Genomic DNA, 24493 nt, shown 5'->3' with positions numbered 1-24493 from the left:
GATGGCCACCATTGGCAAGAGTGTTGCCGTTTCGCACGTCGGAAAGCTGAGATCGAACAACCAGGACTCCGGATACGCCGGCAGACACCTCTTCGTCGTCGCCGACGGCATGGGCGGGCACGCTGGCGGCGATGTCGCATCCGCGATTGCCATCAAGCGCATCGCCGAGGCTGACCGCGAATACGCCTCCGCGGAGGACGCCGCGTTCGCGTTGCAGACCGCACTGCTCGCCGCGAACACCATGCTCGCCGAGACGGTCTTCGACCACGCCGAACTCACCGGCATGGGCACGACAGTCAGCGCGCTCGCCCGAGTCGGCGACAGAATCGCCATCGCCCACATCGGCGATTCGCGCATCTACCGGTTCCGCGACGGTGAGTTGGACCAGATCACCGCCGACCACACGTTCGTTCAGCGACTCGTCGAGAGCGGGCGCATCACGCAGGAGGAGGCGGCAGTCCATCCCCGCCGCAACGTGCTCATGCGGGTGCTTGGCGACATCGATTCGTCACCGGAGATCGACACGACCGTGCTCGACACCCGGCCGGGCGACCGCTGGCTGATCTGCTCCGACGGGCTCAGCAGCTATGTCACGGACGACAAACTCGAAACGATCCTTGCGAACTTCGGCACGACGCGGGACGCCGCGAACAGGCTCATCAAGGAAAGCCTCGACCACGGTGCGCCGGACAACGTCACGGTGGTGCTCATCGACGTCGGCGAAGACGACGAGTACGCGGGCATGCCGCCGCAGATCGTCGGCTCGGCCGCCCTGCCCCTCACCTACGAGGCGGAAATCGCCCGGCGCGCGCTGCGCTTGCCGACCCTGCTGCTGCATCCGCTCAAGTCGACCCAGCACGAGGACTCCCACTTCGAACCGGAATCCGAGGAGTACCTCGACGAGCTCATCCTCGAGGACAAGCGGCGGGCCCTCCGCCGCCGGATCACCTGGCTTGTCGCCATCACCCTGGCCATCGCCGCAATCGTGGTCGGCCTGGTGCTCGGCTACCAGTGGACCCAAACGCACTACTACGTCGGCGCCAACGGCGACACCGTCGCCATCTACAAGGGCGTACAGCAGACCGTCGGCCCGATCTCGCTCTCCAGCGTTTACCAGCAGACGAGTATCACCATGGAGGGGTTGCCGCCCTACACGCGGTCAACGGTCGAGGAAACGATCAGTGCGGACAGCCTCGCGGATGCCCGCAAGATCATCGAGAGACTGAGCGAGTTGAGCAATGACTGAGACCGCTCCCATCGCGGGAAAGCCAGCCGCCGCAGAACCCCGCAACACCTTCACCGGGACGATCAAGCTGAGGCTGCGCACCCCCGCCCGGCAGCGCAATCTCGAACTCGGGCTGCTGCTAGTCGCGTTCGCGATCAACCTCGGGTCGATAATCCTGGTGCAGTTCGGCGCGCTAGGCGGCGAGACGCACAGTGACGCGATCACCTACACGGGCCTGCTCTGCGCACTCGTGCTCGTCGTGCACGTCGCGCTCCGGATTGTCGCCCCGGATGCCGATCCCTTCCTACTGCCCATCGCATCCGTGCTCAACGGTCTCGGCATCGCGATGATCTACCGCATCCACCTCAACGATGGCGCTACCGGATGGGCGTCGGCCGGGGTGCGGCAGATGGCCTGGACGGCCCTGGCGATTGTGATCGCACTCGCCGTGATCGTGCTGATCCGGAACCATCGTGTGCTGCAGCGCTACCGCTACATCGCGATGTTCACGGGAATCGTCCTCCTGCTGCTGCCCATGCTGCCGGGGATCGGCCAGACCATCAACGGCGCACGGCTGTGGATCAACATCTTCGGGTTCTCGTTCCAGCCCGGTGAGCTCGCCAAGATCGCGCTGGCGATCTTCTTCGCCGGCTATCTGGTCGAGGCGCGCGACAGCCTGTCAATGGTCGGCAAGAAATTCTTGGGGATGCGGTTTCCGCGAGCCCGCGACCTCGGCCCGATCCTCGTCATCTGGGCCGCTGCGATGGCCGTCCTGATCTTCCAGCGCGACCTCGGAACCTCACTGCTGTACTTCGGCCTCTTCCTGGTGATGATCTACGTCGCAACAGGACGGGCGAGCTGGGTGATTCTCGGACTCGGCCTGTTCGTCGGCGGAGCACTCGTCGCGAGCCAGACCCTCGGTTACGTGCAGGGCCGCTTCAACGCCTGGCTCGACCCTTTCAATCCGGCCCATTACGACGCGATCGGCGGCAGCTACCAGCTGGTGCAGGGCATGTTCGGCCTCGCTCACGGCGAGCTGATCGGCACCGGTCTCGGCCAGGGCCGCCCGTATCTGACGCCGCTCGCGGACAGCGACTACATCATCGCGAGCCTCGGCGAGGAACTCGGCCTCGCCGGCCTGTTCGTGATCTTCGGGCTGTACCTGCTGTTCGTCGCGCGCGGCATGCGCATCGGGTTCGCTGGACAGGATGACTTCGGCCGGCTGCTCGCCGTCGGCCTCTCGTTCGTGATTGCGCTGCAGGTGTTCATCGTCGTCGGCGGCGTGACGCGACTGATCCCTCTGACAGGACTCACGACACCGTTCCTCGCCGCCGGCGGCTCGTCACTGGTGGCCAACTGGATCATCGTCGCGCTGCTGTTACGGCTCTCTGACACGGTCCGAACCGGACCGCATTTGGTGGTGGGACCATGAATCGCGAAATAAGGCGCGTCAGCGTCGCCCTGCTCGTCATGTTCTTCGCGCTGTGCGCATCGAGCACCGTCATCACGGCGCTGCAGGCCGACAACCTGCGCGCCGATGGCCGCAACGTCCGAACCTTGTACGACAGCTACTCGACCCAGCGCGGCCCGATCCTGGTCGACGGTGAGGCGATCGCGTACTCGACCCCGGTCGATTCCGAGTACCGCTACCTGCGCACCTACACCCAGCCCGAGTTGTACGCCAACATCACCGGCTACTTCACCCTCAACCAGGGCAACACCGGGATCGAGGGTGCCCTCAACGACTACCTCAGCGGCACCTCCAATGACCAGTTCTTCGCGCAGCTGAACGCCATCTTCACCGGCCAGGAAGCCAAGGGCGCGGCCGTCGAGCTCACCATCGACCCCGTCGTGCAGCAGGCTGCGTGGGATGCGCTCGGAGACCACCACGGAGCGGTGGTCGCTCTCGACCCACAGACCGGCGCTGTTCTCGCCATGGTGTCGAAGCCCAGCTACGATCCCAACCTGCTCGCTTCGCACAGCACCTCCGAGGTCATGAACGCGTACGACTCGCTCCTCGCCGACCCCAGCGATCCGCTGATCAACCGCGCGATCACGGGCGACCTCTACCACCCGGGCTCTACCTTCAAGGTCATCGCGTCAGCCGCGGCGCTGGACAGCGGAGCGATGACCCCGGATACCGCTGTGCCGAACCCCGCGCAGCTTCAGCTGCCGCAGAGCAACTCTGTCGTCCACAACGCCGGCGGAGGCACCTGCGGGCCGGGCGAACAGGTCACGCTTGCGGACGCTCTGCGCCTCAGCTGCAACATTCCATTCGCCGAGATCGGCGGCGCGCTCGGCGACGACCTGATGCGTCAGTACGCCGAGGCGTTCGGATTCGGCCGCCCGCTTTCCGTTCCGATGCGAGTCACCCCGAGTCACTATCCGGACAATCCTGATGCTGCCCAGACCATGCTCTCCGCCTTCGGCCAGTCGGATGTGCGAGCGACCCCACTGCAGATGGCAATGGTGTCGGCTGCGGTCGCGAACGGCGGCGTACTCCTGAAGCCGGAACTGGTGGAAAGCATCATCGCCTCGGACCTCTCCGAAATCGAAGGTTTCCAGCCGGAGGTCTACAGCAACCCGATCAGCCCGGAGACGAGTGCAACGCTTGTGCAACTTATGGTCAACAACGTCGCGAATGGCGCGGCCAGCAATGCAAGAATAAGTGGAGTCAACGTGGGTGGGAAAACTGGCACTTCTGAGAACGGCGAGGGTGAACCGTACACCCTGTGGTTCACGGGCTTCGCACCCGCCGAAGACCCCCAGGTTGCCGTCGCAGTTGTCATCGAGGACGGTGGTCGAAGCTCGGGCAACGCCGAAGCCGCGCCGATCGCCAGGAGGGTCATGGAAGCGGTGCTGAGCAGATGAGACCCACAAGCGGCCTCACTTTCGGGGGTAGGTACCAGCTCGCGAGTCGTATCGCCATTGGCGGCATGGGGGAGGTCTGGCAAGCGACGGACCTCGTCATCGGACGCACGGTGGCGATCAAGATCCTGAAGGACGAATACCTCGGTGACCCCGGCTTCCTTGAGCGGTTCCGCGCCGAAGCGCGTCACGCTGCGCTCGTGAACCACGAGGGAATCGCGAACGTGTTCGACTATGGCGAGGAGGACGGCAGCGCCTACCTCGTGATGGAGTTGGTGCCCGGCGAGGCGCTGTCCACGATCCTCGAGCGCGAACGCGTACTGCCGACCGACCGCGTGCTCGACTTCGTCGCGCAGACGGCATCCGCCCTCCAAGCCGCCCACGCCGCCGGGTTGGTGCACCGCGACATCAAGCCGGGCAACCTGCTGATCACTCCGGATGGTCGGGTCAAGATCACGGACTTCGGCATCGCCCGAATCGCCGACCAGGTTCCGCTGACGGCCACCGGACAGGTGATGGGAACGGTGCAGTACCTCTCGCCAGAGCAAGCGAGCGGACATCCGGCATCCCCGTCCACCGACATCTACTCCCTCGGCATCGTCGCCTACGAGGCACTCGCAGGACGACGGCCGTTCACCGGCGAGTCGCAGGTCGCCATCGCCATGGCTCAGATCAACGAGGCCCCTCCCGCGCTGCCGGGAACAGTGGCCGAGCCGGTGCGCAACCTCGTCAGCGCGTGCATCGCCAAGAAGCCCGAGGAGCGCCCGGCGACCGCCGCGCACCTCGCGCGCGCCGCCCAGGCGTTGCGCCGCGGTGATGTCGCTGGTGCCGCAGCGGCCGTTCCCGCCGTGCTCGGCGCGAGCGAACTGGCGACCTCCGCGATCGGCAACGAAGACGCGACCCGGATGCTGCCGGTCACGCCCTCTGGTGCGACCCAGACCGGACCGGTGCAGGCGGCGACCAAGAAGCGCAACCCGTGGACGTGGCCGCTGATCGCACTCATCGGCATCCTGCTCGTCGTGCTCATCGGCACGATCATCGCCCTCCTCGGGCAGCCGAGCGAGGAGCCGCCGCCAACCTCCGCCAGTCCGTCACGCTCAGTCTCCACACCGACCTCCGCTTCTCCAAGCGCATCGCCGACCTCGGATTCGGTGAACGTCAACCTCGACCTGGTCCGCGGCAAGACCGAGGCGGAAGCCCGGCAGATCCTCGGGGACCTCGGGCTCGGCGTGTCTGTCAACGAGGGCGCGACCGCGCCCGATCCGTCACAGGTAGGCCTCGTCTATGCGGTCGACCCGACGGGCACCATTGCCAAGGGCACCACGGTCACGGTGAGCATCTACTCGCCCATTCCGGAACCGACGAAGCCGAACCCGCTGAGCGGTCCCAGCACAGCCGAGCCGGGCGACACGGTACAGATCAACTGGCCGGTGTATACGGGCTGCCCGCCGAACACCTCGCTCACGGCGTACGAGTTCTCGGTGCAAGGTGGGCCCAGCATCCCGCCGGCCCCCGCGGGCACGCAGAGCACGAGCGTAACTATGCCGAACTCGCCCGGCACGGTGACCATCTCGTATATCGCGCGCTGCGGCGGAGTGCCGTCCCCGTCATCCGACTCGTTGACTATCACGGTGGCAGAAGCGGAGTAACGTCGGCGAGCAGTTAGACTTGGGCCCGATTACCCTCGCACCCGGGAGAACTGCACGTGACTGTGACTGATGGCACGCGCCTGCTTGCTGGCAGGTACAACGTTGGTGCACTCCTCGGCCGCGGCGGCATGTCCGAGGTTCACCTCGGCACGGACACCCGACTGGGACGCCAGGTCGCGATCAAGCTGCTCAAAGCATCCCTTGCCACCGACCCTCGGTTCCGGATGCTGTTCCGGGAGGAGGCGCAGAAAGCCGCCCGGATGGCGCATCCCACGATCGTTCGCGTGTTCGACGCCGGTGAAGAGACGGTGCAAGACGAGCGTGGTCATGAAACGCAGTTGCCGTTCATCGTCATGGAGTATGTCGACGGCCGGCTGCTGAAGGACATCATCGCCGATGGTCCGCTGGAGCCGAGGGAGGCGGTGCGCATCATCTCGGGTGTGCTCACCGCTCTCGAGTACAGCCACCGCGCGCTGCTGGTGCACCGCGACATCAAACCGGGCAACATCATGGTGACACCGAACGGCCAGGTGAAGGTCATGGACTTCGGCATCGCCCGTGCGGTGTCGGATAGCGCGACGACCGTGGCCGACACGAGCGCGGTGCTCGGCACGGCACAGTACTTCTCGCCGGAGCAGGCGCGTGGCGAGACTGTCGATGCCCGCACCGACCTGTATTCGACCGGCGTGGTGTTGTTCGAGTTGCTCACCGGACGTCCGCCGTTCCACGGCGATCGGCCGGCCGCCGTCGCCTACCAGCACATCAGCGAGACCCCACCGAAGCCGAGCAGCTTCAACCCCAAGGTGTCGCCGGCGCTCGACGCGATCGTGTTGCACTCGCTCGCCAAGGACAAGTTCGAGCGGTTCCAGACCGCCGCCGAGTTCCGCGAGGATCTGGAGGCGGCAGCTGCTGGTGAGATCCCGGCCCGCAAGCTCCCACAGACGGACTTCAACGCGGCGCTGTTCGGTGTGAACCCGCGACAGTCCGCCGGTACGGATGCCACCATCCGGCAGCTCGCCAATTCCGGCGACGACCGAGTGGTGCGCACCCAGTCGCGCCCGCCGGTCGCCTGGATCTGGGCGGGCATCGCCACGATCGCGGTCGTTCTGGTGGGTGTGCTGTTCTGGGTCACGAACCTGCAGCCGACGCAGATCGCGCACAACATCTCGGTGGAGGTGCCCGACATTGTCGGCGCCAGCTACGAGAGCGGTGCGGCCGACCTGACCGAGCTGGGTCTCGTTCCGGAGCGGCACGGGGAGTCAAGTGACACCGTCCAAGAGGGCTTCATCATCCGGATTTCGCCGGAGTCCGGCTCGAAGGTCGGCAAGGAGCAGGTCGTTCGGGTCTTCGTGTCGACGGGCGTGAGCATGGCCACCGTCCCGTCGCTCGTCAACATGAACGAGGAGGATGCGATCGCGGCGCTCAAAAGCGTCGGTCTGGAGTGGGGCAACACGTCGCAGCAGCACTCACCGTCCGTGGCTGCTGGCGTGGTGATCGGGAGCAGTCCCGCGAGTGGCGAGGCGGCGCCGAGGGGTTCCGCGGTGAACCTGATCGTCTCCGATGGTCTGATCGAGGTGCCGCGCATCGTCGGTCTGCCGATTGGTGAGGCACTGACTCAGTTGCGCAATCTCGGACTCAGCCCGGATCCGCGACCCGACAGCACCTGTGCAGGCAGCTCGGTGACCGGTCAGTCGTTGAGTCCGGGTGTTCACCCGCAGCGTTCCGCGATCACGGTCACCTACTGCAGCAGCTGATCCGCTGGCTAGACAACCCGCGGCTCAGCCGAGGTTGACGAGCGGCGAGCGACCCCGCGCAGCCTCACGCGCCGACGGCAGTCCGGCAGCCGCGAGCCAGTTGCCGAGCATCTGATAGCCGCCTTCGGTGAGCACCGACTCGGGGTGGAATTGCACCCCGTACATCGGCGCGGCGCGGTGCCGTAGGCCCATGATCACTCCGCCGTCGGTGCGCGAGGTGACAATCAAGTCATCCGGGACGGTCGAATTCACGACCGCGAGGGAGTGGTACCGCGTGGCCGTGAACGGCTGCGGCACATCTCGGTAGAAGTCGCTGCCGTCGTGCGTGACCTGCGAGGTCTTGCCGTGCATCAGCTCGTCGGCGTGGGTCACGGTGGCACCGAGCGCCTCAGCGATCGCCTGATGTCCCAAGCAGACGCCAAGCAACGGCATCCCAGAGTCGAGGGCAGCATGCACGATCGGGATGGAGACTCCCGCGGCGGCTGGAGTACCAGGTCCCGGGGAGAGCAGCACGCCGTCATAGTCCCGGATGCGCGCGGCCGCGGTCTCCGGAGCGAACGCGTCGTTCCGCAACACGGTCGTTTCAGCGCCGAGCTCCTGCAGGTAGCCGTTCAGCGTGTAGACGAAGCTGTCGTAGTTGTCGATGACGAGTATGTGGGTCATGGTCCTCCAACGGTCGATTCTTCCACCGGGAGAAGCGAGTTCACCCACGGGAACACCCAGGTGACGAGACTGTAGAGCACCGCCGCGACGAGGAGGATCAGGATGAGGATCCGCAGCCACACGGGTCCGGGCAGCACACGCCAGAGCGCACCGTACATCAGCCGCCCGCCTTCAGTATGGGCTCCAACTCGGCGGGCGGGCCGGCGTCGGCCGGCTGCCAGGACTCGAGCACCGCGTAGGCGATGATCCGCTCGGCCGCGGAGAACATCGGATGGCAGGCGGTCATCGTGAGGATGCGGTCGGTGGTCGGGGTCTCCGGTGGTTGCTGCGGCAGTGGGTTCTTCACGTCGACGCCGGTCGGCCAGACGTACTCGGTGTTGCGGTAGACGTACGTGTAATACGCATCCGGGGTGCGCACGTAGATCTTGTCGCCGACCTGCAGCTCGGCGATCTGCTTGAACGGCGCACCGTAGGTCGTGCGGTGCGCGGCCACCGCGAAGTTGCCGACCTCACCAGGCAGCTGGGTGTCCGGGTAGCGTCCTATACCGTTCCGGTTGAGGACCTTGCTCAGGCTGATGCCTTCCGAGACGGTGCGCACCCAGTCGTCGCCGAAGCGCGGAATGTACATGACGGCGAACTGCTCGGCCTCCTTGGCGACGGCAGGCACGATCGGGTCGCCGTAGTCCTCCGGCACCTCGGGCCGGTCGCGTGTGGGTACCGACCCGTCACCGTTGTCCCAGGACTCGGTCAGCTTGACCGCTTCGTCGCGATGCTGCTCGCCGACGACAAAGTCATTGAGCCAGAGCTGCCACCCGAGGAAGAGGAAGACCAGCACACCCGCGGTGATGAGCAGCTCACCCAGCACTCCGACAATGTTGAGCCTCTTACGCTGCGCGCGCACGCGGCGCCGCGTCTGTGGCCGGCTGTCGGTCATTGATCAATTCTAGGGTCAGCCCTACGCCCGGGCGGTTCGCCAGAACAGACCCGCTAGACTCCCTGCATGGCCAGAACGTCTACGAAGCCCTCACGCCCCGAAGAGTCCCGTTCCGGCGACGATGTCCCGAACCCGGTGTGGTTCAAGCCGATCATGTTCGGCCTGATGCTCATCGGCCTGGCGTGGATCATCGTCTACTACGTGAGCCAGGGCGTGTTGCCGGTCGCCGATCTCGGCAACTGGAACATCATGGTCGGTTTCGGAATCCTCTTCGTCGGATTCCTCATGACCACTCGCTGGCGCTGACCGCCCCCGAACCGGGGGCAATTACACAGGTGTAATTATCCCCAGTGTGGAAAGCCTGTGGATAACTATCCGAGGACGCGGCTGATCAGGGTGATGTCGCCGAGCACGGCGAGAGCGACGAGCACCGCCAGGATGGCGCCCAGCCCGAGCAGCTGAGCGTTGCGCTTCCTCGGCGACCGGGTCAGCACAAACACCCAAGCCACCGCGATCCCGACCAGCAGCCCGCCGACGTGGCCCTGCCAGGAGATGTTAGGCACGACGAACCCGATCGCCAGGTTCAATCCGATCACGATGATCAGCTGAATCGAGTTGCCCCCGAGCCGGCGCTGGATCATGAAGAAAGCGCCGAACAGGCCGAACACCGCTCCGGATGCGCCGACGACCGGCGTCAGCGGAGAGAGCCACAGCACGGCGACCGATCCGCCCAGCGCGCTCAGCAGGTACAGCGCGAGAAAACGCCAGCGGCCGAGCATCCTTTCCAGCATCGATCCGAACAGCCACAGCGCCCACATGTTGAACAGGATGTGGAACGGCGAGGTCGAGTGCACGAAGGCGGACGTGATGAGCCGCCACGGCTCGGTCGCCGTCCACGGCGGGAAGTACAGCAGCGCCTGGGTCACCGCACCGCCGCTCAGCAGTTGAGCAACCCAGACCAGAGCGCACAACGCGATGATCGAGTAGGTGACGACGGGCGCGTTGCTGCTGCGACTGAATGCCGTCACCACTCGAGGCTTCACGCGGGGCATGCTGGCACGCGCCTCTTTCATGCACTCCGGGCAGTGGAAGCCGACCGCAGCCGGAGTCTGGCATTCACCGCAGATCGTGCGACCGCAGCGCTGGCACAGCACAAAGCTCTGCCGGTCGGGGTGCCGGTAGCAGTAGCTGCCCTCGGTCTGGGAGGCGTCGGTCACTCCGTGTGCTCGCTAGAGCTCGTCAATGGTGACGCTATTGAGCACGACCGGCTCGATCGGGCGGTCGCGTCCGTCCTTCTTGACCGACTCGATCTTCTTCACGGTCTCCTTGGACTCGTCATCCGCGACCACGCCGAAGATGGTGTGCTTTCCCTGGAGCCACGGGGTCGGAACGGTGGTGATGAAGAACTGCGATCCGTTGGTGCCGCGGCCCATCTGGATGCCGGCGTTGGCCATCGCGAGGACGTACGGCTCGTTGAAGTTCAGCTCCGGGTGGATCTCGTCGTCGAACTGATAGCCCGGTCCGCCGGTGCCCTGGCCGAGCGGGTCGCCGCCCTGGATCATGAAGTCGTCGATGATGCGGTGGAAGACGACACCCTCGTACAGCGGGCGGTTGGTCTTGTCACCGGTCGCCGGGTCGGTCCACTCAATGGTGCCGGTGGAGAGCCCGACAAAGTTGCGGACCGTCTTCGGCGCGTGATTGGCGAGCAGGTTGATCCGGATGTCGCCGAGTGAGGTGTGCATGGTGGCTACGTGAGTGTGTGCAGGCATCTGCCAATTGTTTCACAGTGGACCTGTGACTCAGCGTTCGTTCAGCCAGCGTCGGTTTAGTGCACATGAGCCTCGTGCAAAGATAGTCACGTTATCCCCGGTCGCCACCTTTGGAGGAATCCCGATGGAAATGTCACGGAAGCGCGAACGTGAGCTTCGTCGGCTGAAGCGCCAGTCCGCCGAGCTGTGGGAAGAGCAGAAGGAAGTGCTCGATCACGCGTCGAAGGTTGCTCTGGAAGCAGGCAAGCAAGCGCGCTACCTCGGTCGTGAGGAGTTCGCGCCCCGGGTACGCACCGCCTATGCGAGCGGACGCGCGACAGCCCGGCAGATGGGTCAGACGGTCGGCGCAAAGGCCCGTGACTTCATGCCCGGTGTAACGGGGTCCATCGGCGCGATGATGGCAACCCTCGAGGCGTCCAAGGACCCGCGCGTGCAGAAGGCTATGGCGAAGGCGCGCGCTTCTGCGATGCGGGCGAACTCGGTGGACAAGCAGTCGAGCGGACCGGGGAGGTACATCCTCATCGCGGTCGGCGTCGTCGCCGTCGCCGGCATCGCCTATGCGGCGTGGCAGACGCTGCGCGCGGATGACGAGATGTGGGTCGCGGACGAGGTCGAAGACGAGAGTCTTGACGATCTGTAGCGATTACGCAAAGTTCCGCCCGGTGCGATAGTCTCGTATCTGCATTTCGGGGGCTATAGCTCAGGCGGTTAGAGCGCTTCGCTGATAACGAAGAGGTCCCAGGTTCAAGTCCTGGTAGCCCCACGCATTCGTGCGTTTTCACGCACACTCGGGGCCTTAGCTCAATTGGTAGAGCGCCTGCTTTGCAAGCAGGAGGTCAGGGGTTCGATTCCCCTAGGCTCCACAATTTTCCGTCCTCTTCAGCAGATCTGCTCGGCGGTTCGTCGACGACAACCCGCCAATGCTGCTCGTTACTCCGGATGTAGTCGATGTCGCGCAGATAAAGCGCGAGATGACCATCCGCGATGTGGCGCGCGAAGTTCTCATCGCCGGCTCCCGCCCGCGTGCGCATCAAGGCGATGAGGGCCTCCAGGCGGGGCACGAGCCTGGCGATCGTGCTGCTCCTCTGGTTCGGAGTGCACCCGTAGGCATCGAGGAATACGCGCGCCCTCACCGCCTGAACCTCAACACTGGACAACGGATCCGACGGGTCCAGAGAACTAGACAGCGGCGCGAATCGATACAGCGCATACGCCAGATCCCATGCTCGCGGGCCCAGTCGCGCAAAGTCGAAGTCGATGATCGCGACCGCTGCCCCATCGCGAAACACCACGTTGTACGGAGCGAAGTCTCCGTGACACACAACCTCGATCGGAGGCTGCGGCTCCAGCTGGAGGTCGGCAAGATCATGGGCGCCGTCGGCAACCAAGCCTACGGTGGCGTCGTGATAGTTCCGCAGTAGCGCACCGGCCGTCACTAGTGCCTTTTCGCCCCGCAAAGACTCGGGGATCGGGTAGTGCCCGACCTCGCCGGGAACGAAATCCAAGATCTCCCTGCCCAGCTCATCGAGGCCGTGAGCGAGCGGGGCGCCCGTAAAGCCGGCGGAAGCAAGGTGCGCCAGCAGTTTGTGTACCGCCGGCGTCCAACTGCCGGCTGGCCGACGGACGGTGTCTCCCACTCTCGTCACGCCGGTGGTTCCACCACCGACGAGTGCAACCTCCAGCGACTCTTCCGCGCCGGCCGGCTCCTTCCGGCTGTTCATTCGGGATCTCCTGGGGCAGAATCCGTTGCACGCATCTCGCGAATCTACCGGCACGCGACGAAGCGAGAAAGGAATTGACTCAGATTCCATACCGGTACTGTGTGCTGGTGGATACTCGCATTGCCTGCTACGGCGTCATCATCGATCGTGACGAGCGGATGCTGCTCGCTCACTGGAACGAGCACGGCCGCAGCGGGTGGACGCTACCCGGCGGTGGACTGGAACCCGGCGAGGACCCGGCGGACGGCGCGCGCAGGGAAATCCTCGAGGAGACCGGCTACACCGCGGAACTCGACGGCGTGCTGGGCATCGACTCTTTCGTCATCCCGGCCGAGGAGCGCAGCCACCCGACGACTAGACCGCTGCACGCCATCCGGATCGTCTACCGCGCCCACGTCACAGGCGGTGAACTCACCAACGAGATCGGCGGAAGCACCGATGAGGCCGCATGGTTTCCGCTCGACGCGGTGACAACCCTCGATCGAGTGCACCTGGTCGATGTTGCCCTGAGGTACCTGGCCGTCTAGTTGTTGGTGAAGCCCACCAGCAGGCCGCCGGTGAGACGCACGCTCAGGTTGTAGAGCGTCGCGCCGATCGCACCGAGCACGGTGCCGACGACAATGTTCAGCGCGCCGACGATGAGTGAGAACAACAGCACATTCATGAGCGAGAAGCTGGTGAGCAGGTTGAAGTTGGGATCACCGAGGATGTCGCCGAAGAGGCCGCTGAGCTGCGTGAATAGGCCGGTCGTGTTGAGAACGAGCCACACCAGCACCGCGACGACCACGAACACGATCGCCCCGCACACTGCGACCAGGAATGACAGCTTCACTGCCGACCAGAAGTCGATGTAGACCAGCTTCAGCCGGACCTGCTTGGTCGACATTGCGCGCTGCGACTTGCGCTGCAGCTTCTCCGCGATGCTACTCATCAGTCCTCGTCTTTCCCGGTGGGCGGCACGTCGGGTCCGTCCTCATCCGTGTGGCTTTCGGTGGCCGGCTCTTGCAGGTTTCGCTCGCTGTTCTTCGCGATGGCGATGATCCGGTCATCCTCTGCAAAGCGTGCAAAGACGACCCCCATCGTGTCGCGACCCTTCGCTGGAACCTCGGCCACGGCAGAGCGTACCACCTTGCCGCTGGCAAGGACCACCAAGACCTCGTCCTCTTCGTCGACGATCAGAGCACCCGCCAGATCGCCTCTAGCGTCCTGAAGTTTGGCGACCTTGATACCGAGACCACCACGGTTCTGCACGCGGTACTGGTCGATGGAAGTGCGCTTGGCGAAGCCGCCCTCGGTGACGACGAACACGAATCCGTCATCGCTGACGACGTTGGCGCTCAGCAGCTCGTCACCGTCGCGGAAGTGCATTCCGATGACACCGGATGTCGACCGCCCCATCGGCCGTAGGGCCTCATCGGTCGCCCTGAAGCGAAGCGACATTCCCTTGTGGGACACGAGCAGCAGCTCCGAGTCGTCGTCCGCCAGCATCGCGGAGACGACCTCGTCGCCCTCGCGCAGGTTGATCGCGATGATGCCGCCGGAGCGGTTCGTGTCGTACTCGGTGAGCAGCGTCTTCTTCAGCAGGCCGCCTCGCGTCGCGAGCACCAGATAGCTGGCCGCGGCGTAGTCGCGGATGGCGAGCACCTGCGCGATCTCCTCATCGGGCTGCAGCGCGAGCAGGTTTGCGACGTGCTGGCCCTTCGCGTCACGGCCGGCCTCCTGCACCTCGTACGCCTTCGCGCGGTAGACACGGCCCTTGTTGGTGAAGAACAGCAGCCAGTGGTGCGTCGTCGTGACGAACATGTGCTCGACGACGTCCTCGCCGCGAAGTTGCGCGCCCTTGACTCCCTTGCCGCCGCGGTGCTGGCTGCGGTAGTTGTCGCTGCGCGTGCGCTTGATGTAGCCGCCGCGCGTGACCGTGACGACCATCTCCTCCTCGGGGATCAGGTCCTCGACGTTCATGTCGCCGTCGTAGCCGAACATGATCTCGGTGCGGCGGTCGTCGCCGAACTTGTCGACGACCTCGGTGAGCTCGTCGCTCACGATCTGCCGCTGGCGGGTCTCGTCGGCGAGGATCGCCTTGTACTCGGCGATCTCCCGTTCGAGCTGCGCGGCGTAGTCGATGATCTTCTGGCGCTCGAGCGCTGCGAGCCGGCGAAGCTGCAGGGCGAGAATCGCGTTCGCCTGCAGGTCGTCGATGTCGAGCAGGTCCTTGAGCCCGTCACGTGCGGCGTCGACGTCGGCCGAGCGGCGGATCAACGCGATCACCTCGTCGAGCGCGTCGAGGGCCTTGAGGTAACCACGCTGGATGTGCGCCTCTGCTTCGGCCTTCTTCAGCCGGAACTGGGTCCGCCGGACGATCACCTCGATCTGGTGTTCCACCCACAGGGTGATGAATGCGTCGAGCGGCAGCGTGCGCGGGATGCCGTCCACAATCGCGAGCATGTTCGCGCCGAAGTTCTCCTGCAGCTGCGTGTGCTTGTACAGGTTGTTCAGCACGACCTTCGCGACAGCGTCGCGCTTGAGCACGATAACCAGGCGCTGTCCGGTGCGGCCGGAGGTCTCGTCCCGGATGTCGGCGATGCCGGAGATGCGTCCGTCTTTGACGAGCTCGGCGATCTTCAGCGCCAGGTTGTCGGGGTTGACCTGGTACGGGAGCTCTGTGACGACGAGGCACGTGCGTCCCTGCAGTTCCTCGACGTTGACCACCGCGCGCATTGTGATCGAGCCCCGCCCCGTGCGGTACGCGTCGTTGATGCCCTTGACGCCGAGAATCTGGGCGCCGGTCGGGAAGTCGGGTCCCTTGATACGGGAAAGGAGCGCCTCGACGAGCTCTTCCTTCGTCGCATCCGGGTTCGCCAGGTGCCAGAGCGCACCCGCAGACACCTCGCGCAGGTTGTGCGGAGGGATGTTGGTGGCCATGCCGACCGCGATGCCGACCGAACCGTTGACAAGCAGGTTGGGGAATCGCGCGGGCAGCACGAGCGGCTCTTGCGTGCGGCCGTCATAGTTGTCGCCGAAATCGACGGTGTCTTCGTCGATATCCCTGACCAACTCGAGCGCGAGCGGCGCCATCTTCGTCTCGGTGTACCGCGGTGCGGCCGCCCCGTCGTTTCCGGCCGAGCCGAAGTTGCCCTGGCCGAGCGCGAGCGGGTAACGCATGCTCCACGGCTGCACCAGGCGGACCAGCGCGTCGTAGATGGCGCTGTCACCGTGCGGGTGGAACTGGCCCATGACCTCGCCGACGACGCGCGCGCTCTTCGAGAACGCCTTGTCAGGCCGGTAGCCGCCGTCGAACATCGCGTAGATCACGCGGCGGTGCACCGGCTTCAAGCCGTCACGAACCTCGGGCAGCGCGCGCCCAACGATGACGCTCATCGCGTAGTCGAGGTAGCTGCGCTGCATCTCGAGCTGCAGGTCGACCTGTTCGATCCTGTCGGTGCCCGAGACCTCGTCGGTGCCGGTGTTCTCGTCTGTCATTGCCTGATTTCTCTCGTCTGGAAAACTGTGCCGCTGCCCTAGATATCCAGGAAGCGGACATCCTTCGCGTTGCGCTGGATGAAGGCGCGCCGTGACTCGACGTCCTCGCCCATCAGGGTGGTGAAGATCTCATCGGCGGCGACCGCGTCATCGAGCGTGACCTGCAGCAGGGTGCGGGTGTCCGGATCCATGGTGGTTTCCCACAGCTCCTTGTAGTCCATTTCACCCAGCCCCTTGTAGCGCTGGATGCCGTTCTCCTTCGGGATGCGCTTGCCCTCGGCCATGCCGGCCTCGAGCAGCGCGTCGCGTTCGCGGTCGCTGTAGACGTACTCGTGCGGGGCGTTGCTCCACTTGAGTCGGTACAGCGGCGGTTGGGCGAGGTACACGTAGCCGAGCTCGATCAGCGGCTTCATGTACCGGAACAGCAGCGTGAGCAGCAGCGTGGTGATGTGCTGACCGTCGACGTCGGCATCCGCCATCAGCACGATCTTGTGATACCTGGCCTTCTCGGGGTCGAAGTCCTCCCCGATGCCGGCGCCGAACGCAGTGATCATCGACTGCACTTCGGCGTTGGCCAGGGCCCTGTCGAGTCGCGCCTTCTCGACATTCAGGATCTTGCCCCGCAGCGGCAGGATCGCCTGAGTCTCCGGGTTGCGACCCTGCACGGCCGAACCGCCTGCGGAGTCACCCTCGACGATGAAGATTTCGGAGACCGCAGGATCCTTGCTCGAGCAGTCGCGGAGCTTACCCGGCATGCCGCCGGACTCGAGCAGGCCCTTGCGCCGGGTCTGCTCGCGCGCCTTGCGCGCTGCCATGCGTGCCGCCGCCGCCTGGATGGCCTTGCGGATGATCTCCTTCGCCGGGTTCGGGTTGCGATCGAACCAGTCGCCGAGTTGATCGCCGGTGATCCGCTGAACAAAGCTCTTCGCCTCGGTGTTCCCGAGCTTGGTCTTCGTCTGCCCCTCGAATTGCGGTTCGGCGAGCTTGACCGAGATGACAGCGGTCAGGCCCTCTCGCACGTCGTCGCCGGTCAGGTTCTCGTCCTTCTCCTTGAGCAGCCCCTTCTCGCGGGCGTACTTGTTGACGAGCGTCGTGAGCGCAGCGCGGAAGCCCTCTTCGTGGGTGCCGCCCTCGTGCGTGTTGATCGTGTTCGCATAGGTGTGCACGCTCTCCTGGTACGAGGTCGTCCACTGCATCGCGACCTCGATCGAGATCTTCCGCTCCGTGTCCTCCTGCTCGAAGGCGATGATCTCGTCGTTGACGACGTCGACCTTCTTGCCAGAGTTCAGGTAGTGCACGTAGTCGATGAGGCCGTTCTCGTAGAGGTACTCGACCTCGACCGGCTCCGGTTCGCGCTCGTCGGTGAGCGTGATCGTCAGTCCCTTGTTCAGGAACGCCATCTGCTGGAAGCGAGCGCGTAGCGTCTCGTAGTCGAATTCGACCGTCTCGAAGGTCTCAGTACTGGGCCAGAACGTGATGGTCGTTCCGGTTATGTCGGTGGTCTCGCCCTTTTCGAGCGGAGCCTGCGGAGCCCCGTCGCGGAACTCCTGCCGCCAGACATGGCCCTGCCGGCGCACCTCGACCTGAAGCTTGCCCGATAGCGCGTTCACGACGGAGATGCCGACGCCGTGCAGACCTCCGGAGACCGCATACCCGCCGCCGCCGAACTTGCCGCCCGCGTGCAGGATGGTCATCACGACCTCGACGGTCGACTTGTTCTCGCTCTTGTTGAGATCGACGGGGATGCCACGACCGTTGTCGACGACCCGGATGCCGCCGTCGGCGAGCATGGTCACGCTGATCAGATCGCAGTAGCCCGCGAGAGCCTCGTCGACGGAGTTGTCGACGACCTCGTAGACGAGGTGGTGGAGTCCGCGGGGCCCCGTCGAGCCGATATACATACCCGGTCGCTTGCGAACCGCTTCGAGACCTTCGAGTACCTGGATCTGATCTGCGCCGTATTCAGGCTCTGCTGGTTTCGGGTTCGCTGCCATGGGGAAGTTAGGCTCCTGCCTGTTGCTCTCTTCGGGCTCGGCTCCTGATCCCAGTAGCTGCCGCGACGACCTTACGATTCTATCAAAATCGCTGGTCGGGCGGGCTGTAAACGGCCGCCTGACGCGTTTTGTTCGCGCCGGGCAAAGATTTTGCCTAGTCAGCCGTAAGTATCGCGCGGGCCGCGCCCTGGAATTGATCTGGGACCCTTTTTCCAGGAGGGAACGCCCGGCCCATCGAAACGGATGGACTCGATGCCCGCATCCGGGTACCGCTCGGCGATGCTCGTCACGATCTGGGTGCGCATGATGCGCAATTGGGTCGCCCATGCTGTCGAGTCGCATTGCACGCGCAACTGCCCGTCGTCGATGCTCACCGGCGTCGAATGCTCGGCGAGCTCCTGCCCGACAACGACCGGCCAGGAGGAGAGAAGTTCGGACTGTGCGAGCGGTGAAGACCAGCCCATCCGAGCGGTCAAGGCATCGACGACGTCACCGAGCCCATGCGGATCGCGGCCATCACCGAACGGCACGCTCGAACCCGGTTCGCGCTTGGCGCGCCGCCGGGCGTCACGGGTTCGCTTCGACCCGTCTCCGAACACCGAGCGGAATCGGAGATAGACCGCAACGTGCTCTTCGAGCGGTGCGTCACCGTCAGTCACTGTGCCCCTCCACTCGTTTCCACAATGGTGCCGCGCTCGATCCTGACGGTATGCCCGGCAAGCGCATCCGGTACATCATCGAACACCGCCGCGGTGATGAGCACCTGTTCGAAGTCGGCTACCGCCGCCGCGAGCCGTGCGCGTCGGCTCTCGTCGAGTTCGGCGAACACGTCGTCGAGGACGAGCACCGGGTCGCCGGTGGCCGACTCCCGCCGCAGCACGGCGGCCGAGGCGAGTTTGAGAGACAGCGCGAACGACCACGATTCGCCGTGGCTCGCGAACCCGCGGGCGGGCATACCGTTCAATTCGAGCAGCAGGTCGTCCCGGTGCGGACCCACCAGGGTGACGCCGCGCTCCAATTCGTTGCGGCGCAGCCGCTCGAGCGAATTGCGGAATTCCTGCGCAACCCGATCTGCTGTGAGCGCTTCGGTTCCCGCCTCGGTCGGATCGGCATCCGGATCGGACGCCAGCACACTCAGCTGACTGGCGAGTCGCGCGTGGTGGTCGTCGCCGGCGACCGAGTAATAGGCGGCGGCAACCTCTGGCTGCAGTTCTGAAACCAGGGTTGCGCGTGCCTCGATCAGTTCGGAGCCGAGGGCGACCAGTTTGTCGTCCCACACGTCGAGTGTGGTCAGCGACGCCGCCTTCGCACCGGTCGCCCTGGCCGATTTCAGCAGCGTATTGCGTTGGCGAAGCACCCGATCGTAGTCGGCGATGATGCCGGCGAAGCGAGGGGAACGAAGGATCAGCAACTCGTCCATGAAACGCCGGCGCCCGGAAGGCTCACCGCGCACGAGCGCGAGATCTTCGGGCGCGAACAGCACTGTCGAGCTGTACCGGGGCAGCTCCCGCGGCTTGATCTGTGCCCGGTTGACCTGTGCTCGGTTGGGTGACGAGCGGTTCAGCTGCACCTCGACCAGGAGCTCACGGTCGGCGTGCTGCAGGCGAGCACGGATGATCGCGGCATCCGCTCCCTGGCGGATGAGTGCCTGCTCGCTCGACACGCGGTGCGAGCCGAGGCTGCTCAGGTAAACGAGAGACTCCACCAGGTTGGTCTTGCCCTGGCCATTGCTTCCGACGAACAGATTCGGCCCCGGCTCGAGGGCGACGTCGGCCGAGTGATAGTTGCGGAAATCGGTGAGAGCGAGTCGCGTGACCCTCACGGTGCTTTTCCGGCCATGTTCAATCAGCCTTCTTGACCGCGTGCCCGCCGAATTGGTGACGCAGCGCCGCAACCGCTTTCATCGCGGGCGATTCCTCCTGGCGGGAGACGAAGCGCGCAAAAATCGACGCCGAGATCGCCGGCACGGGAACCGCGTTCTCGATCGCCTCCTCGATGGTCCACCGGCCCTCACCGGAGTCCTCGACGTAGCCGACGATCTCCTCGAACTCCGGATCCTGGTCGAGAGCGCGAACGAGCAACTCCAGCAGCCAGGACCTTACGACGGTGCCGCGCTGCCAGGCCTTGAACGTGCCGGTCAGGTCTGTGATCAAGTCGTCGCGTTTCTCAAGCAGCTCGTACCCCTCGGCGTAGGCCTGCATGAGCGCATACTCGATGCCGTTGTGCACCATCTTGGCGTAGTGTCCGGCGCCGACCGGGCCGACGTGCACGAAGCCTTCCTCGCGCGGACCCTCCGGCCGCAGCGCGTCGAATACCGGCATCGCCCGCGCCACGTCCTCCTGGCTGCCGCCGACCATGAGGCCGTAGCCGTTGTCGCGGCCCCAGATTCCGCCGGAGACCCCGGCATCCAGGTAGCCGATGCCCTTCTCCGCGGCCAGTTCGGCGTGAACGGCGTCCTCGGTGTAGCGGGAGTTCCCTCCGTCGATCAGCAGGTCACCGGCATCCATCAGAGAGACCAGCTCGCTAACCACCGAGCGGGTGATCTCGCCCGCGGGCACCATGACCCAAATGAGCCGGGGCGCGCTCAGCGCACCGACGAGGCCGGCAAGGCTTTCCACCTCGGTGAGTTCGGGATTCGCGTCGAAACCGACAACGTCGATTCCCCGGGATTCCAGCCGCCCACGCATCGCGCCGCCCATGCGACCGAGGCCGACCAGGCCGATTTGCGCGATACCGGCCGCATCCTGGATCGACATTGTCCGCTCCGCTCTGCTGAACCCGCTCAGCGAAGCAGGAGATTCGGCTGCAGCAGGTACTTGTAGTTGTCTGCGCCCGGCTGATCCCGTGAGGTCTGGCTGGTGATCAGCACCGGACCGGGCTTGTTCGGGTTGTCAGTCTTGGTGAAGGAGATGCGAACGAACTCCGAATGCACGGCGCCGAGGCCATCCAGCAGGAACTGCGGCTTGAGCGAAACGACCGTGTCTTCACCGCTGAGGTGCGCGTCAATGGTCTCGGATGCCTGTGCCTGCTCGGAGCCGATCGCCTCGAGCGTCACAGAATCCATCGAGAAGGTGAACCGCAGGGCCGCCTCGCGCTCCAGCACCAGCGAAACGCGACGGACCGCCTCGATGAGCTCGCCGGTGTTCATGACCGCGTAGTTGTCCACCGACTCGGGGAACAGCCGGCGAACCGGCGGGAAGTTGCCCTTGATGAGCAGCGAAGTGACGGTCTTGTTGTCTGCAGAGAAGGCGATGAGTTCACGCTCGTCGTTGTTCGTCACGGCGACCGACACGTTTCCGCTGTGCCCGAAGGTCTTGCCGATCTCGGTCAGGGTGCGCGACGGAACCAGTGCGGTGACACCCTCCGGAGCTCCGGAGTCGCCGGAATCCCACGGGATCTCGCGGATGGCCACCCGGTAGCGGTCGGTCGCGACCAGGCTGAGGCTGTTCTCGGAAACCTCGAGCTGGACACCGGTGATGACGGGCGTCACATCGTCGCGGGATGCGGCGACCGCGACCTGGGCGACGGCCTCGGCGAAGTCCTCGGCGGGCAGCAGACCCGATGACGCGGAAATCTGCGGCAGCGTCGGGTATTCCTCGACCGGCATGCTGAGCAGGTTGAACTTGGCAGAGCCGCAGACAACGCTGACCCGGCTGCCGTCGGTCGAGAACTGCACGGGTGCGCTCGGAAGCCGGCTCGCGATGTCGGCCAGCAGCCGCCCGGAGACCAGGATGCGGCCGGGCTCTTCGATGTCAGCTGCGATCGACGTCTGCGTCGACACTTCGTAATCGAACGAGGAGAGGGTCAGTCCGGTATCGGTCGTCTCGATGAGCACCCCGCTCAGAATAGGCAGGGTGGTGCGCTGGGGCAGAAGCTTCACCGCGAAGGACACGGCTTCGCTGAAGACGTCGCGATTGACCTGGAACTTCATGTTCACCTCGTGTCTGCTGTGGGCGGTACGACTGGGGCTTAATACTGGCACAGGCCGCACGAGCCCGTACGCCGCACCGCATTCGTTGGCGGAGGATTGATTAATTCTTTAAAGGACAATCGTATTAACCGCTGTGGAAACTGTGGATAACCCTGTGCATCCTCGTCATCATGCGGGAACTACACGCGTGTGAGATGTGGAAGCTCTGTCGAACCGGCTGCGGATGATGAAATCTCGCCCGAACTACAAGCAACCGGTTTACACATGCCGGAGCGTGTAATTCACAAGAAGCTCGACAGTTATCCACAGGTTATCCACCTTGGGGATTAAACCCGACAGACCTACTTGTAGCGGTGGTTCTGCTTGATGCGGCTCGTGAGCTCTGTCACCTGGTTGTAGATGGAGCGGCGCTCCTTCATGAGCTCGCTGATCTTCTTGTTCGCGTACATCACGGTCGTGTGGTCGCGATTGCCGAACAGCTGCCCGATCTTGGGCAGCGACAGGTTTGTGAGTTCGCGGCACAGATACATCGCGATCTGACGTGCGGTGGCGACAGCCTGTGAGCGGCTCGACCCGTACAGGTCGTCGACAGTCAGCTTGAAGTACTCGGCGGTGTGATTGATGATGTCGACCGGTGCGATGACGTTGTCCTCATCGAGGGTGATCAAGTCCTTGAGCACCGTCTGCACGAGGGCCATATCGACAGGTGTGCGGTTGAGGCTTGAGAACGCGGTGACCCGGATGAGTGTGCCCTCGAGCTCCCGGATGTTCGACGACACCTTGGATGCCATGTACTCGAGGATGTCGTCGGGCACCTGCAGCCGTTCGCTCTGCGCCTTCTTGCGCAGGATGGCGATTCGGGTCTCCAGGTCTGGTGCCTGGACATCCGTGATCAGTCCCCATTCGAAGCGCGATCGCATCCGGTCTTCGAAGCCGGTCAGGTGCTTGGGCGGCAGGTCGCTGGTGATCACCACCTGCTTGTTGTGATCGTGCAGCGTGTTGAAGGTGTGGAAGAAGGCTTCCTGCGTTGAGTCCTTGCCCTGCAGGAACTGGATGTCGTCAATCAGCAGGATGTCGATGTCGCGGTAGCGCGACTGGAACAGTGACGACCGGTTGTTGGCGATCGAGTTGATGAAGTCGTTCGTGAACTCTTCCGAGCTGACATAACGGGTGCGGATGCCCGGGTACATGCTCTCGGCGTAATGACCGATCGCGTGCAGCAGGTGGGTCTTGCCGAGGCCTGACTCGCCGTAGATGAAGAGCGGGTTGTATGCCTTCGCCGGCGCTTCGGCCACCGCAACCGCGGCGGCGTGAGCGAACCGGTTTGACCCGCCGATGACGAAGTTGTCGAAGCTGTACTTCGGGTTCAACCGTGAGTCGCCGCGGCGACCGGTGTCCCGCACCTCTGGCGTCGGCTCGATGTACGGCTGTTCGTGCGGTTCTGAGGTCGACTCCAGCAGGTCCTGCCCGATCTCCGGGTTCACCACCACCGCAAAGTTCTCGATCGAATTGTGATCGCCGCTAACCAGGCTCATCGCGTTCAGCAGAGGAATCCGGATGCGTTGCTCGAGCATCCCGCGGGTCAGGTCGTTCGGCACTTCAAGGTAGAAGGTGCCGGCCATCACGCCTTTGGGTTCGACGAGAGACAGGAAGCCTTCGAGTTGCGGAGTGATCCGTTCGTCCGATCGCAGCGCCTGCAGCACGGATTGCCACAGACCGCTGGTCGGGTCAGCTCCGTCGGACATCGTTCCCCTCACGGTCAAAAAAAGTTACTCACAGGGTTATCCACCGTCTGTGCAGTCCCACCACCATAGTTTGTGTCGGTGGGACAGGCTAAAGGCATCTCCAAAACTGGGGATAGTGTTAGTAGGTACTCCGGTTGCCCCGTTTGACCGGGCGCGGTTAACCCCGTACCTTTAATCAGTTGACTTCTGCCGGTAAACGGCAACCTGACTTCCCAGGGCTCAGTTCTCTTGTTGGCCCTTACGGATTCACCTGTGGAGAGAGAATCATGAGCAAGCGAACCTTCCAGCCGAACAACCGCCGCCGCGCCAAGGTGCACGGCTTCCGCCTCCGGATGCGCACTCGCGCGGGCCGCGCCATCCTGAGCGCCCGGCGTCGCAAGGGTCGCACCGAACTCTCGGCTTAGTCGTCTCCCGTGCTCGCGGGCCGCAACCGGCTGGTGACCGCCGACGATTTCAAGTCCACGCTGCGTCGTGGCCGTCGGTTCACCGGTTCCACCACGGTTGTGCACGTCGCGAGCACCGGTGAGAGCCGACCACCCCGGTTCGGCTTCATCATCACTCGGAAGGTGGGCAACGCGGTGAAGCGCAATCTTGTGCGCCGTCGCTTGCGTGCTCTCTGCTATCGGCTGCTGCCAGCCGTCGCGCCGGGCACCGATGTGGTCGTGCGTGCCCTCCCCGGATCCGAGCAGGTGCCCTCGGCTACGCTCCATAAGGACGTCGTCGACGCACTGTCGAGGAGCCTCCCCAATTGAGTAAAATT

Annotated in this window: 24 protein-coding genes and 2 tRNA genes; 12 read left to right on the top strand and 14 right to left on the bottom strand. The window is 64.6% G+C overall.

The window, feature by feature from the left end; all coding sequences use genetic code 11:
• Position 1 precedes the first annotated feature (1 nt).
• The 5 genes from HGK58_RS02720 to pknB are packed head-to-tail and all read left to right on the top strand — an operon-like array spanning position 2 to position 7496.
• Positions 2 to 1246, top strand: a complete 1245-nt coding sequence (locus HGK58_RS02720) for a Stp1/IreP family PP2C-type Ser/Thr phosphatase (protein ID WP_168625995.1) — start codon at positions 2 to 4, stop codon at positions 1244 to 1246.
• A complete protein-coding gene (locus HGK58_RS02715) occupies positions 1239 to 2657 on the top strand; it encodes an FtsW/RodA/SpoVE family cell cycle protein (protein ID WP_168625994.1) in 1419 nt (472 codons plus the stop codon). Before HGK58_RS02720 ends, HGK58_RS02715 begins: the two co-directional genes overlap by 8 nt.
• Positions 2654 to 4096: a penicillin-binding protein 2 gene (locus tag HGK58_RS02710; RefSeq protein WP_168625993.1), complete on the top strand. Its 1443-nt coding sequence runs from the start codon at positions 2654 to 2656 to the stop codon at positions 4094 to 4096. Before HGK58_RS02715 ends, HGK58_RS02710 begins: the two co-directional genes overlap by 4 nt.
• Complete coding sequence (locus HGK58_RS02705) at positions 4093 to 5742, top strand: protein kinase (protein WP_168625992.1); 1650 nt, start codon at positions 4093 to 4095, stop codon at positions 5740 to 5742. The genes HGK58_RS02710 and HGK58_RS02705 overlap by 4 nt, the downstream gene beginning before the upstream one ends.
• Positions 5743 to 5798: 56 nt before the next feature.
• Complete coding sequence (gene pknB, locus HGK58_RS02700) at positions 5799 to 7496, top strand: Stk1 family PASTA domain-containing Ser/Thr kinase (RefSeq protein ID WP_349236110.1); 1698 nt, start codon at positions 5799 to 5801, stop codon at positions 7494 to 7496.
• 24 nt (positions 7497 to 7520) lie between these two features.
• Here pknB and HGK58_RS02695 read toward each other — a convergent pair whose 3' ends face one another.
• Genes HGK58_RS02695 through HGK58_RS02685 form a run of 3 tightly spaced genes read right to left on the bottom strand, consistent with a single transcriptional unit; the run spans position 7521 to position 9093 of the window.
• Positions 7521 to 8159 carry a gamma-glutamyl-gamma-aminobutyrate hydrolase family protein gene (locus HGK58_RS02695; protein ID WP_168625991.1) on the bottom strand — a complete coding sequence of 213 codons (639 nt, stop codon included), beginning with the start codon at positions 8157 to 8159 and terminating at the stop codon, positions 7521 to 7523.
• Entirely contained in the window at positions 8156 to 8317 is a 162-nt protein-coding gene (locus HGK58_RS02690; RefSeq protein WP_168625990.1) for a hypothetical protein, read from the bottom strand. Before HGK58_RS02690 ends, HGK58_RS02695 begins: the two co-directional genes overlap by 4 nt.
• Positions 8317 to 9093 (bottom strand): class E sortase, encoded by a 777-nt coding sequence (locus tag HGK58_RS02685; RefSeq protein WP_168625989.1) that lies wholly within the window; start codon positions 9091 to 9093, stop codon positions 8317 to 8319. The genes HGK58_RS02690 and HGK58_RS02685 overlap by 1 nt, the downstream gene beginning before the upstream one ends.
• Before the next feature lie 66 nt (positions 9094 to 9159).
• On the opposite strand from HGK58_RS02685, the gene HGK58_RS02680 reads away from it, so the two are divergent.
• A complete protein-coding gene (locus HGK58_RS02680) occupies positions 9160 to 9399 on the top strand; it encodes a cell division protein CrgA (protein WP_168625988.1) in 240 nt (79 codons plus the stop codon).
• 65 nt (positions 9400 to 9464) lie between these two features.
• On the opposite strand, the gene HGK58_RS02675 is transcribed toward HGK58_RS02680, so the two are convergent.
• Together HGK58_RS02675 and HGK58_RS02670 are read right to left on the bottom strand one after the other, a co-directional pair.
• Positions 9465 to 10310: a rhomboid family intramembrane serine protease gene (locus HGK58_RS02675; protein ID WP_168625987.1), complete on the bottom strand. Its 846-nt coding sequence runs from the start codon at positions 10308 to 10310 to the stop codon at positions 9465 to 9467.
• A gap of 12 nt (positions 10311 to 10322) precedes the next feature.
• The gene (locus tag HGK58_RS02670) at positions 10323 to 10862 is read right to left on the bottom strand and encodes a peptidylprolyl isomerase (protein WP_168625986.1); all 540 of its coding nucleotides are present in this window, start codon (positions 10860 to 10862) and stop codon (positions 10323 to 10325) included.
• Between the two features lie 124 nt (positions 10863 to 10986).
• Here HGK58_RS02670 and HGK58_RS02665 point away from each other — a divergent pair, with 124 nt between their 5' ends.
• From HGK58_RS02665 to HGK58_RS02655, 3 genes are all read left to right on the top strand, one after another.
• Positions 10987 to 11502 (top strand): hypothetical protein, encoded by a 516-nt coding sequence (locus tag HGK58_RS02665; protein ID WP_168625985.1) that lies wholly within the window; start codon positions 10987 to 10989, stop codon positions 11500 to 11502.
• A 49-nt stretch (positions 11503 to 11551) separates the two neighbouring features.
• A tRNA-Ile gene (locus HGK58_RS02660) sits at positions 11552 to 11625 on the top strand.
• A gap of 27 nt (positions 11626 to 11652) precedes the next feature.
• Positions 11653 to 11725, top strand: a tRNA-Ala gene (locus HGK58_RS02655).
• Here HGK58_RS02655 and HGK58_RS02650 read toward each other — a convergent pair.
• Entirely contained in the window at positions 11699 to 12583 is an 885-nt protein-coding gene (locus HGK58_RS02650; RefSeq protein WP_168625984.1) for a phosphotransferase, read from the bottom strand. The genes HGK58_RS02655 and HGK58_RS02650 overlap by 27 nt on opposite strands.
• A gap of 107 nt (positions 12584 to 12690) precedes the next feature.
• On the opposite strand from HGK58_RS02650, the gene HGK58_RS02645 reads away from it, so the two are divergent.
• Positions 12691 to 13110: an NUDIX hydrolase gene (locus tag HGK58_RS02645; RefSeq protein ID WP_193509316.1), complete on the top strand. Its 420-nt coding sequence runs from the start codon at positions 12691 to 12693 to the stop codon at positions 13108 to 13110.
• Here HGK58_RS02645 and HGK58_RS02640 read toward each other — a convergent pair.
• From HGK58_RS02640 to dnaA, 8 genes are all read right to left on the bottom strand, one after another.
• The gene (locus HGK58_RS02640) at positions 13107 to 13514 is read right to left on the bottom strand and encodes a DUF3566 domain-containing protein (protein ID WP_168625983.1); all 408 of its coding nucleotides are present in this window, start codon (positions 13512 to 13514) and stop codon (positions 13107 to 13109) included. The genes HGK58_RS02645 and HGK58_RS02640 overlap by 4 nt on opposite strands.
• Complete coding sequence (gene gyrA / locus HGK58_RS02635) at positions 13514 to 16063, bottom strand: DNA gyrase subunit A (protein ID WP_168625982.1); 2550 nt, start codon at positions 16061 to 16063, stop codon at positions 13514 to 13516. Before gyrA ends, HGK58_RS02640 begins: the two co-directional genes overlap by 1 nt.
• A 38-nt stretch (positions 16064 to 16101) precedes the next feature.
• Positions 16102 to 18057 (bottom strand): DNA topoisomerase (ATP-hydrolyzing) subunit B, encoded by a 1956-nt coding sequence (gene gyrB, locus HGK58_RS02630; protein WP_168625981.1) that lies wholly within the window; start codon positions 18055 to 18057, stop codon positions 16102 to 16104.
• Positions 18058 to 18215: 158 nt separating this feature from the next.
• Positions 18216 to 18716: a DciA family protein gene (locus HGK58_RS02625; protein ID WP_168625980.1), complete on the bottom strand. Its 501-nt coding sequence runs from the start codon at positions 18714 to 18716 to the stop codon at positions 18216 to 18218.
• Positions 18713 to 19879, bottom strand: coding sequence for a DNA replication/repair protein RecF (gene recF / locus HGK58_RS02620; RefSeq protein WP_168625979.1), 1167 nt, complete (start codon positions 19877 to 19879; stop codon positions 18713 to 18715). Before recF ends, HGK58_RS02625 begins: the two co-directional genes overlap by 4 nt.
• 19 nt (positions 19880 to 19898) lie before the next feature.
• Positions 19899 to 20813 carry a phosphogluconate dehydrogenase (NAD(+)-dependent, decarboxylating) gene (gene gnd / locus HGK58_RS02615; protein WP_168625978.1) on the bottom strand — a complete coding sequence of 305 codons (915 nt, stop codon included), beginning with the start codon at positions 20811 to 20813 and terminating at the stop codon, positions 19899 to 19901.
• Between the two features lie 26 nt (positions 20814 to 20839).
• Positions 20840 to 21988 carry a DNA polymerase III subunit beta gene (gene dnaN, locus HGK58_RS02610; protein WP_168625977.1) on the bottom strand — a complete coding sequence of 383 codons (1149 nt, stop codon included), beginning with the start codon at positions 21986 to 21988 and terminating at the stop codon, positions 20840 to 20842.
• Positions 21989 to 22329: 341 nt separating this feature from the next.
• Positions 22330 to 23733 (bottom strand): chromosomal replication initiator protein DnaA, encoded by a 1404-nt coding sequence (gene dnaA / locus HGK58_RS02605; RefSeq protein WP_168625976.1) that lies wholly within the window; start codon positions 23731 to 23733, stop codon positions 22330 to 22332.
• A 266-nt stretch (positions 23734 to 23999) separates the two neighbouring features.
• Here dnaA and rpmH point away from each other — a divergent pair, with 266 nt between their 5' ends.
• The gene (rpmH, locus tag HGK58_RS02600; protein ID WP_022895130.1) at positions 24000 to 24137 is read left to right on the top strand and encodes a 50S ribosomal protein L34; all 138 of its coding nucleotides are present in this window, start codon (positions 24000 to 24002) and stop codon (positions 24135 to 24137) included.
• Positions 24138 to 24146: 9 nt separating this feature from the next.
• Positions 24147 to 24485, top strand: coding sequence for a ribonuclease P protein component (rnpA, locus tag HGK58_RS02595; RefSeq protein ID WP_168625975.1), 339 nt, complete (start codon positions 24147 to 24149; stop codon positions 24483 to 24485).
• Positions 24486 to 24493: the final 8 nt, after the last annotated feature.

Origin of the sequence: Cryobacterium sp. BB307 (assembly GCF_012274275.1) — a bacterium.
Lineage (GTDB): Bacteria > Actinomycetota > Actinomycetes > Actinomycetales > Microbacteriaceae > Terrimesophilobacter.
Note: the sequence above shows the minus strand (reverse complement) of the source record. Positions and strands in the feature narration are given on the sequence as shown.

Bases quoted from the DNA above. Each gene is read 5' to 3' on its own strand.
- HGK58_RS02720 (WP_168625995.1), top strand. From the start codon at position 2: ATGGCCACCATTGGCAAGAGTGTTGCCGTTTCGCACGTCGGAAAGCTG.
- HGK58_RS02715 (WP_168625994.1), top strand. From the start codon at position 1,239: ATGACTGAGACCGCTCCCATCGCGGGAAAGCCAGCCGCCGCAGAACCC.
- HGK58_RS02710 (WP_168625993.1), top strand. From the start codon at position 2,654: ATGAATCGCGAAATAAGGCGCGTCAGCGTCGCCCTGCTCGTCATGTTC.
- HGK58_RS02705 (WP_168625992.1), top strand. From the start codon at position 4,093: ATGAGACCCACAAGCGGCCTCACTTTCGGGGGTAGGTACCAGCTCGCG.
- HGK58_RS02695 (WP_168625991.1), bottom strand. From the start codon at position 8,159: ATGACCCACATACTCGTCATCGACAACTACGACAGCTTCGTCTACACG.
- HGK58_RS02690 (WP_168625990.1), bottom strand. From the start codon at position 8,317: ATGTACGGTGCGCTCTGGCGTGTGCTGCCCGGACCCGTGTGGCTGCGG.
- HGK58_RS02685 (WP_168625989.1), bottom strand. From the start codon at position 9,093: ATGACCGACAGCCGGCCACAGACGCGGCGCCGCGTGCGCGCGCAGCGT.
- HGK58_RS02680 (WP_168625988.1), top strand. From the start codon at position 9,160: ATGGCCAGAACGTCTACGAAGCCCTCACGCCCCGAAGAGTCCCGTTCC.
- HGK58_RS02670 (WP_168625986.1), bottom strand. From the start codon at position 10,862: ATGCCTGCACACACTCACGTAGCCACCATGCACACCTCACTCGGCGAC.
- HGK58_RS02665 (WP_168625985.1), top strand. From the start codon at position 10,987: ATGGAAATGTCACGGAAGCGCGAACGTGAGCTTCGTCGGCTGAAGCGC.
- HGK58_RS02650 (WP_168625984.1), bottom strand. From the start codon at position 12,583: ATGAACAGCCGGAAGGAGCCGGCCGGCGCGGAAGAGTCGCTGGAGGTT.
- HGK58_RS02640 (WP_168625983.1), bottom strand. From the start codon at position 13,514: ATGAGTAGCATCGCGGAGAAGCTGCAGCGCAAGTCGCAGCGCGCAATG.
- gyrA (WP_168625982.1), bottom strand. From the start codon at position 16,063: ATGACAGACGAGAACACCGGCACCGACGAGGTCTCGGGCACCGACAGG.
- gyrB (WP_168625981.1), bottom strand. From the start codon at position 18,057: ATGGCAGCGAACCCGAAACCAGCAGAGCCTGAATACGGCGCAGATCAG.
- gnd (WP_168625978.1), bottom strand. From the start codon at position 20,813: ATGTCGATCCAGGATGCGGCCGGTATCGCGCAAATCGGCCTGGTCGGC.
- dnaN (WP_168625977.1), bottom strand. From the start codon at position 21,988: ATGAAGTTCCAGGTCAATCGCGACGTCTTCAGCGAAGCCGTGTCCTTC.
- dnaA (WP_168625976.1), bottom strand. From the start codon at position 23,733: ATGTCCGACGGAGCTGACCCGACCAGCGGTCTGTGGCAATCCGTGCTG.
- rpmH (WP_022895130.1), top strand. From the start codon at position 24,000: ATGAGCAAGCGAACCTTCCAGCCGAACAACCGCCGCCGCGCCAAGGTG.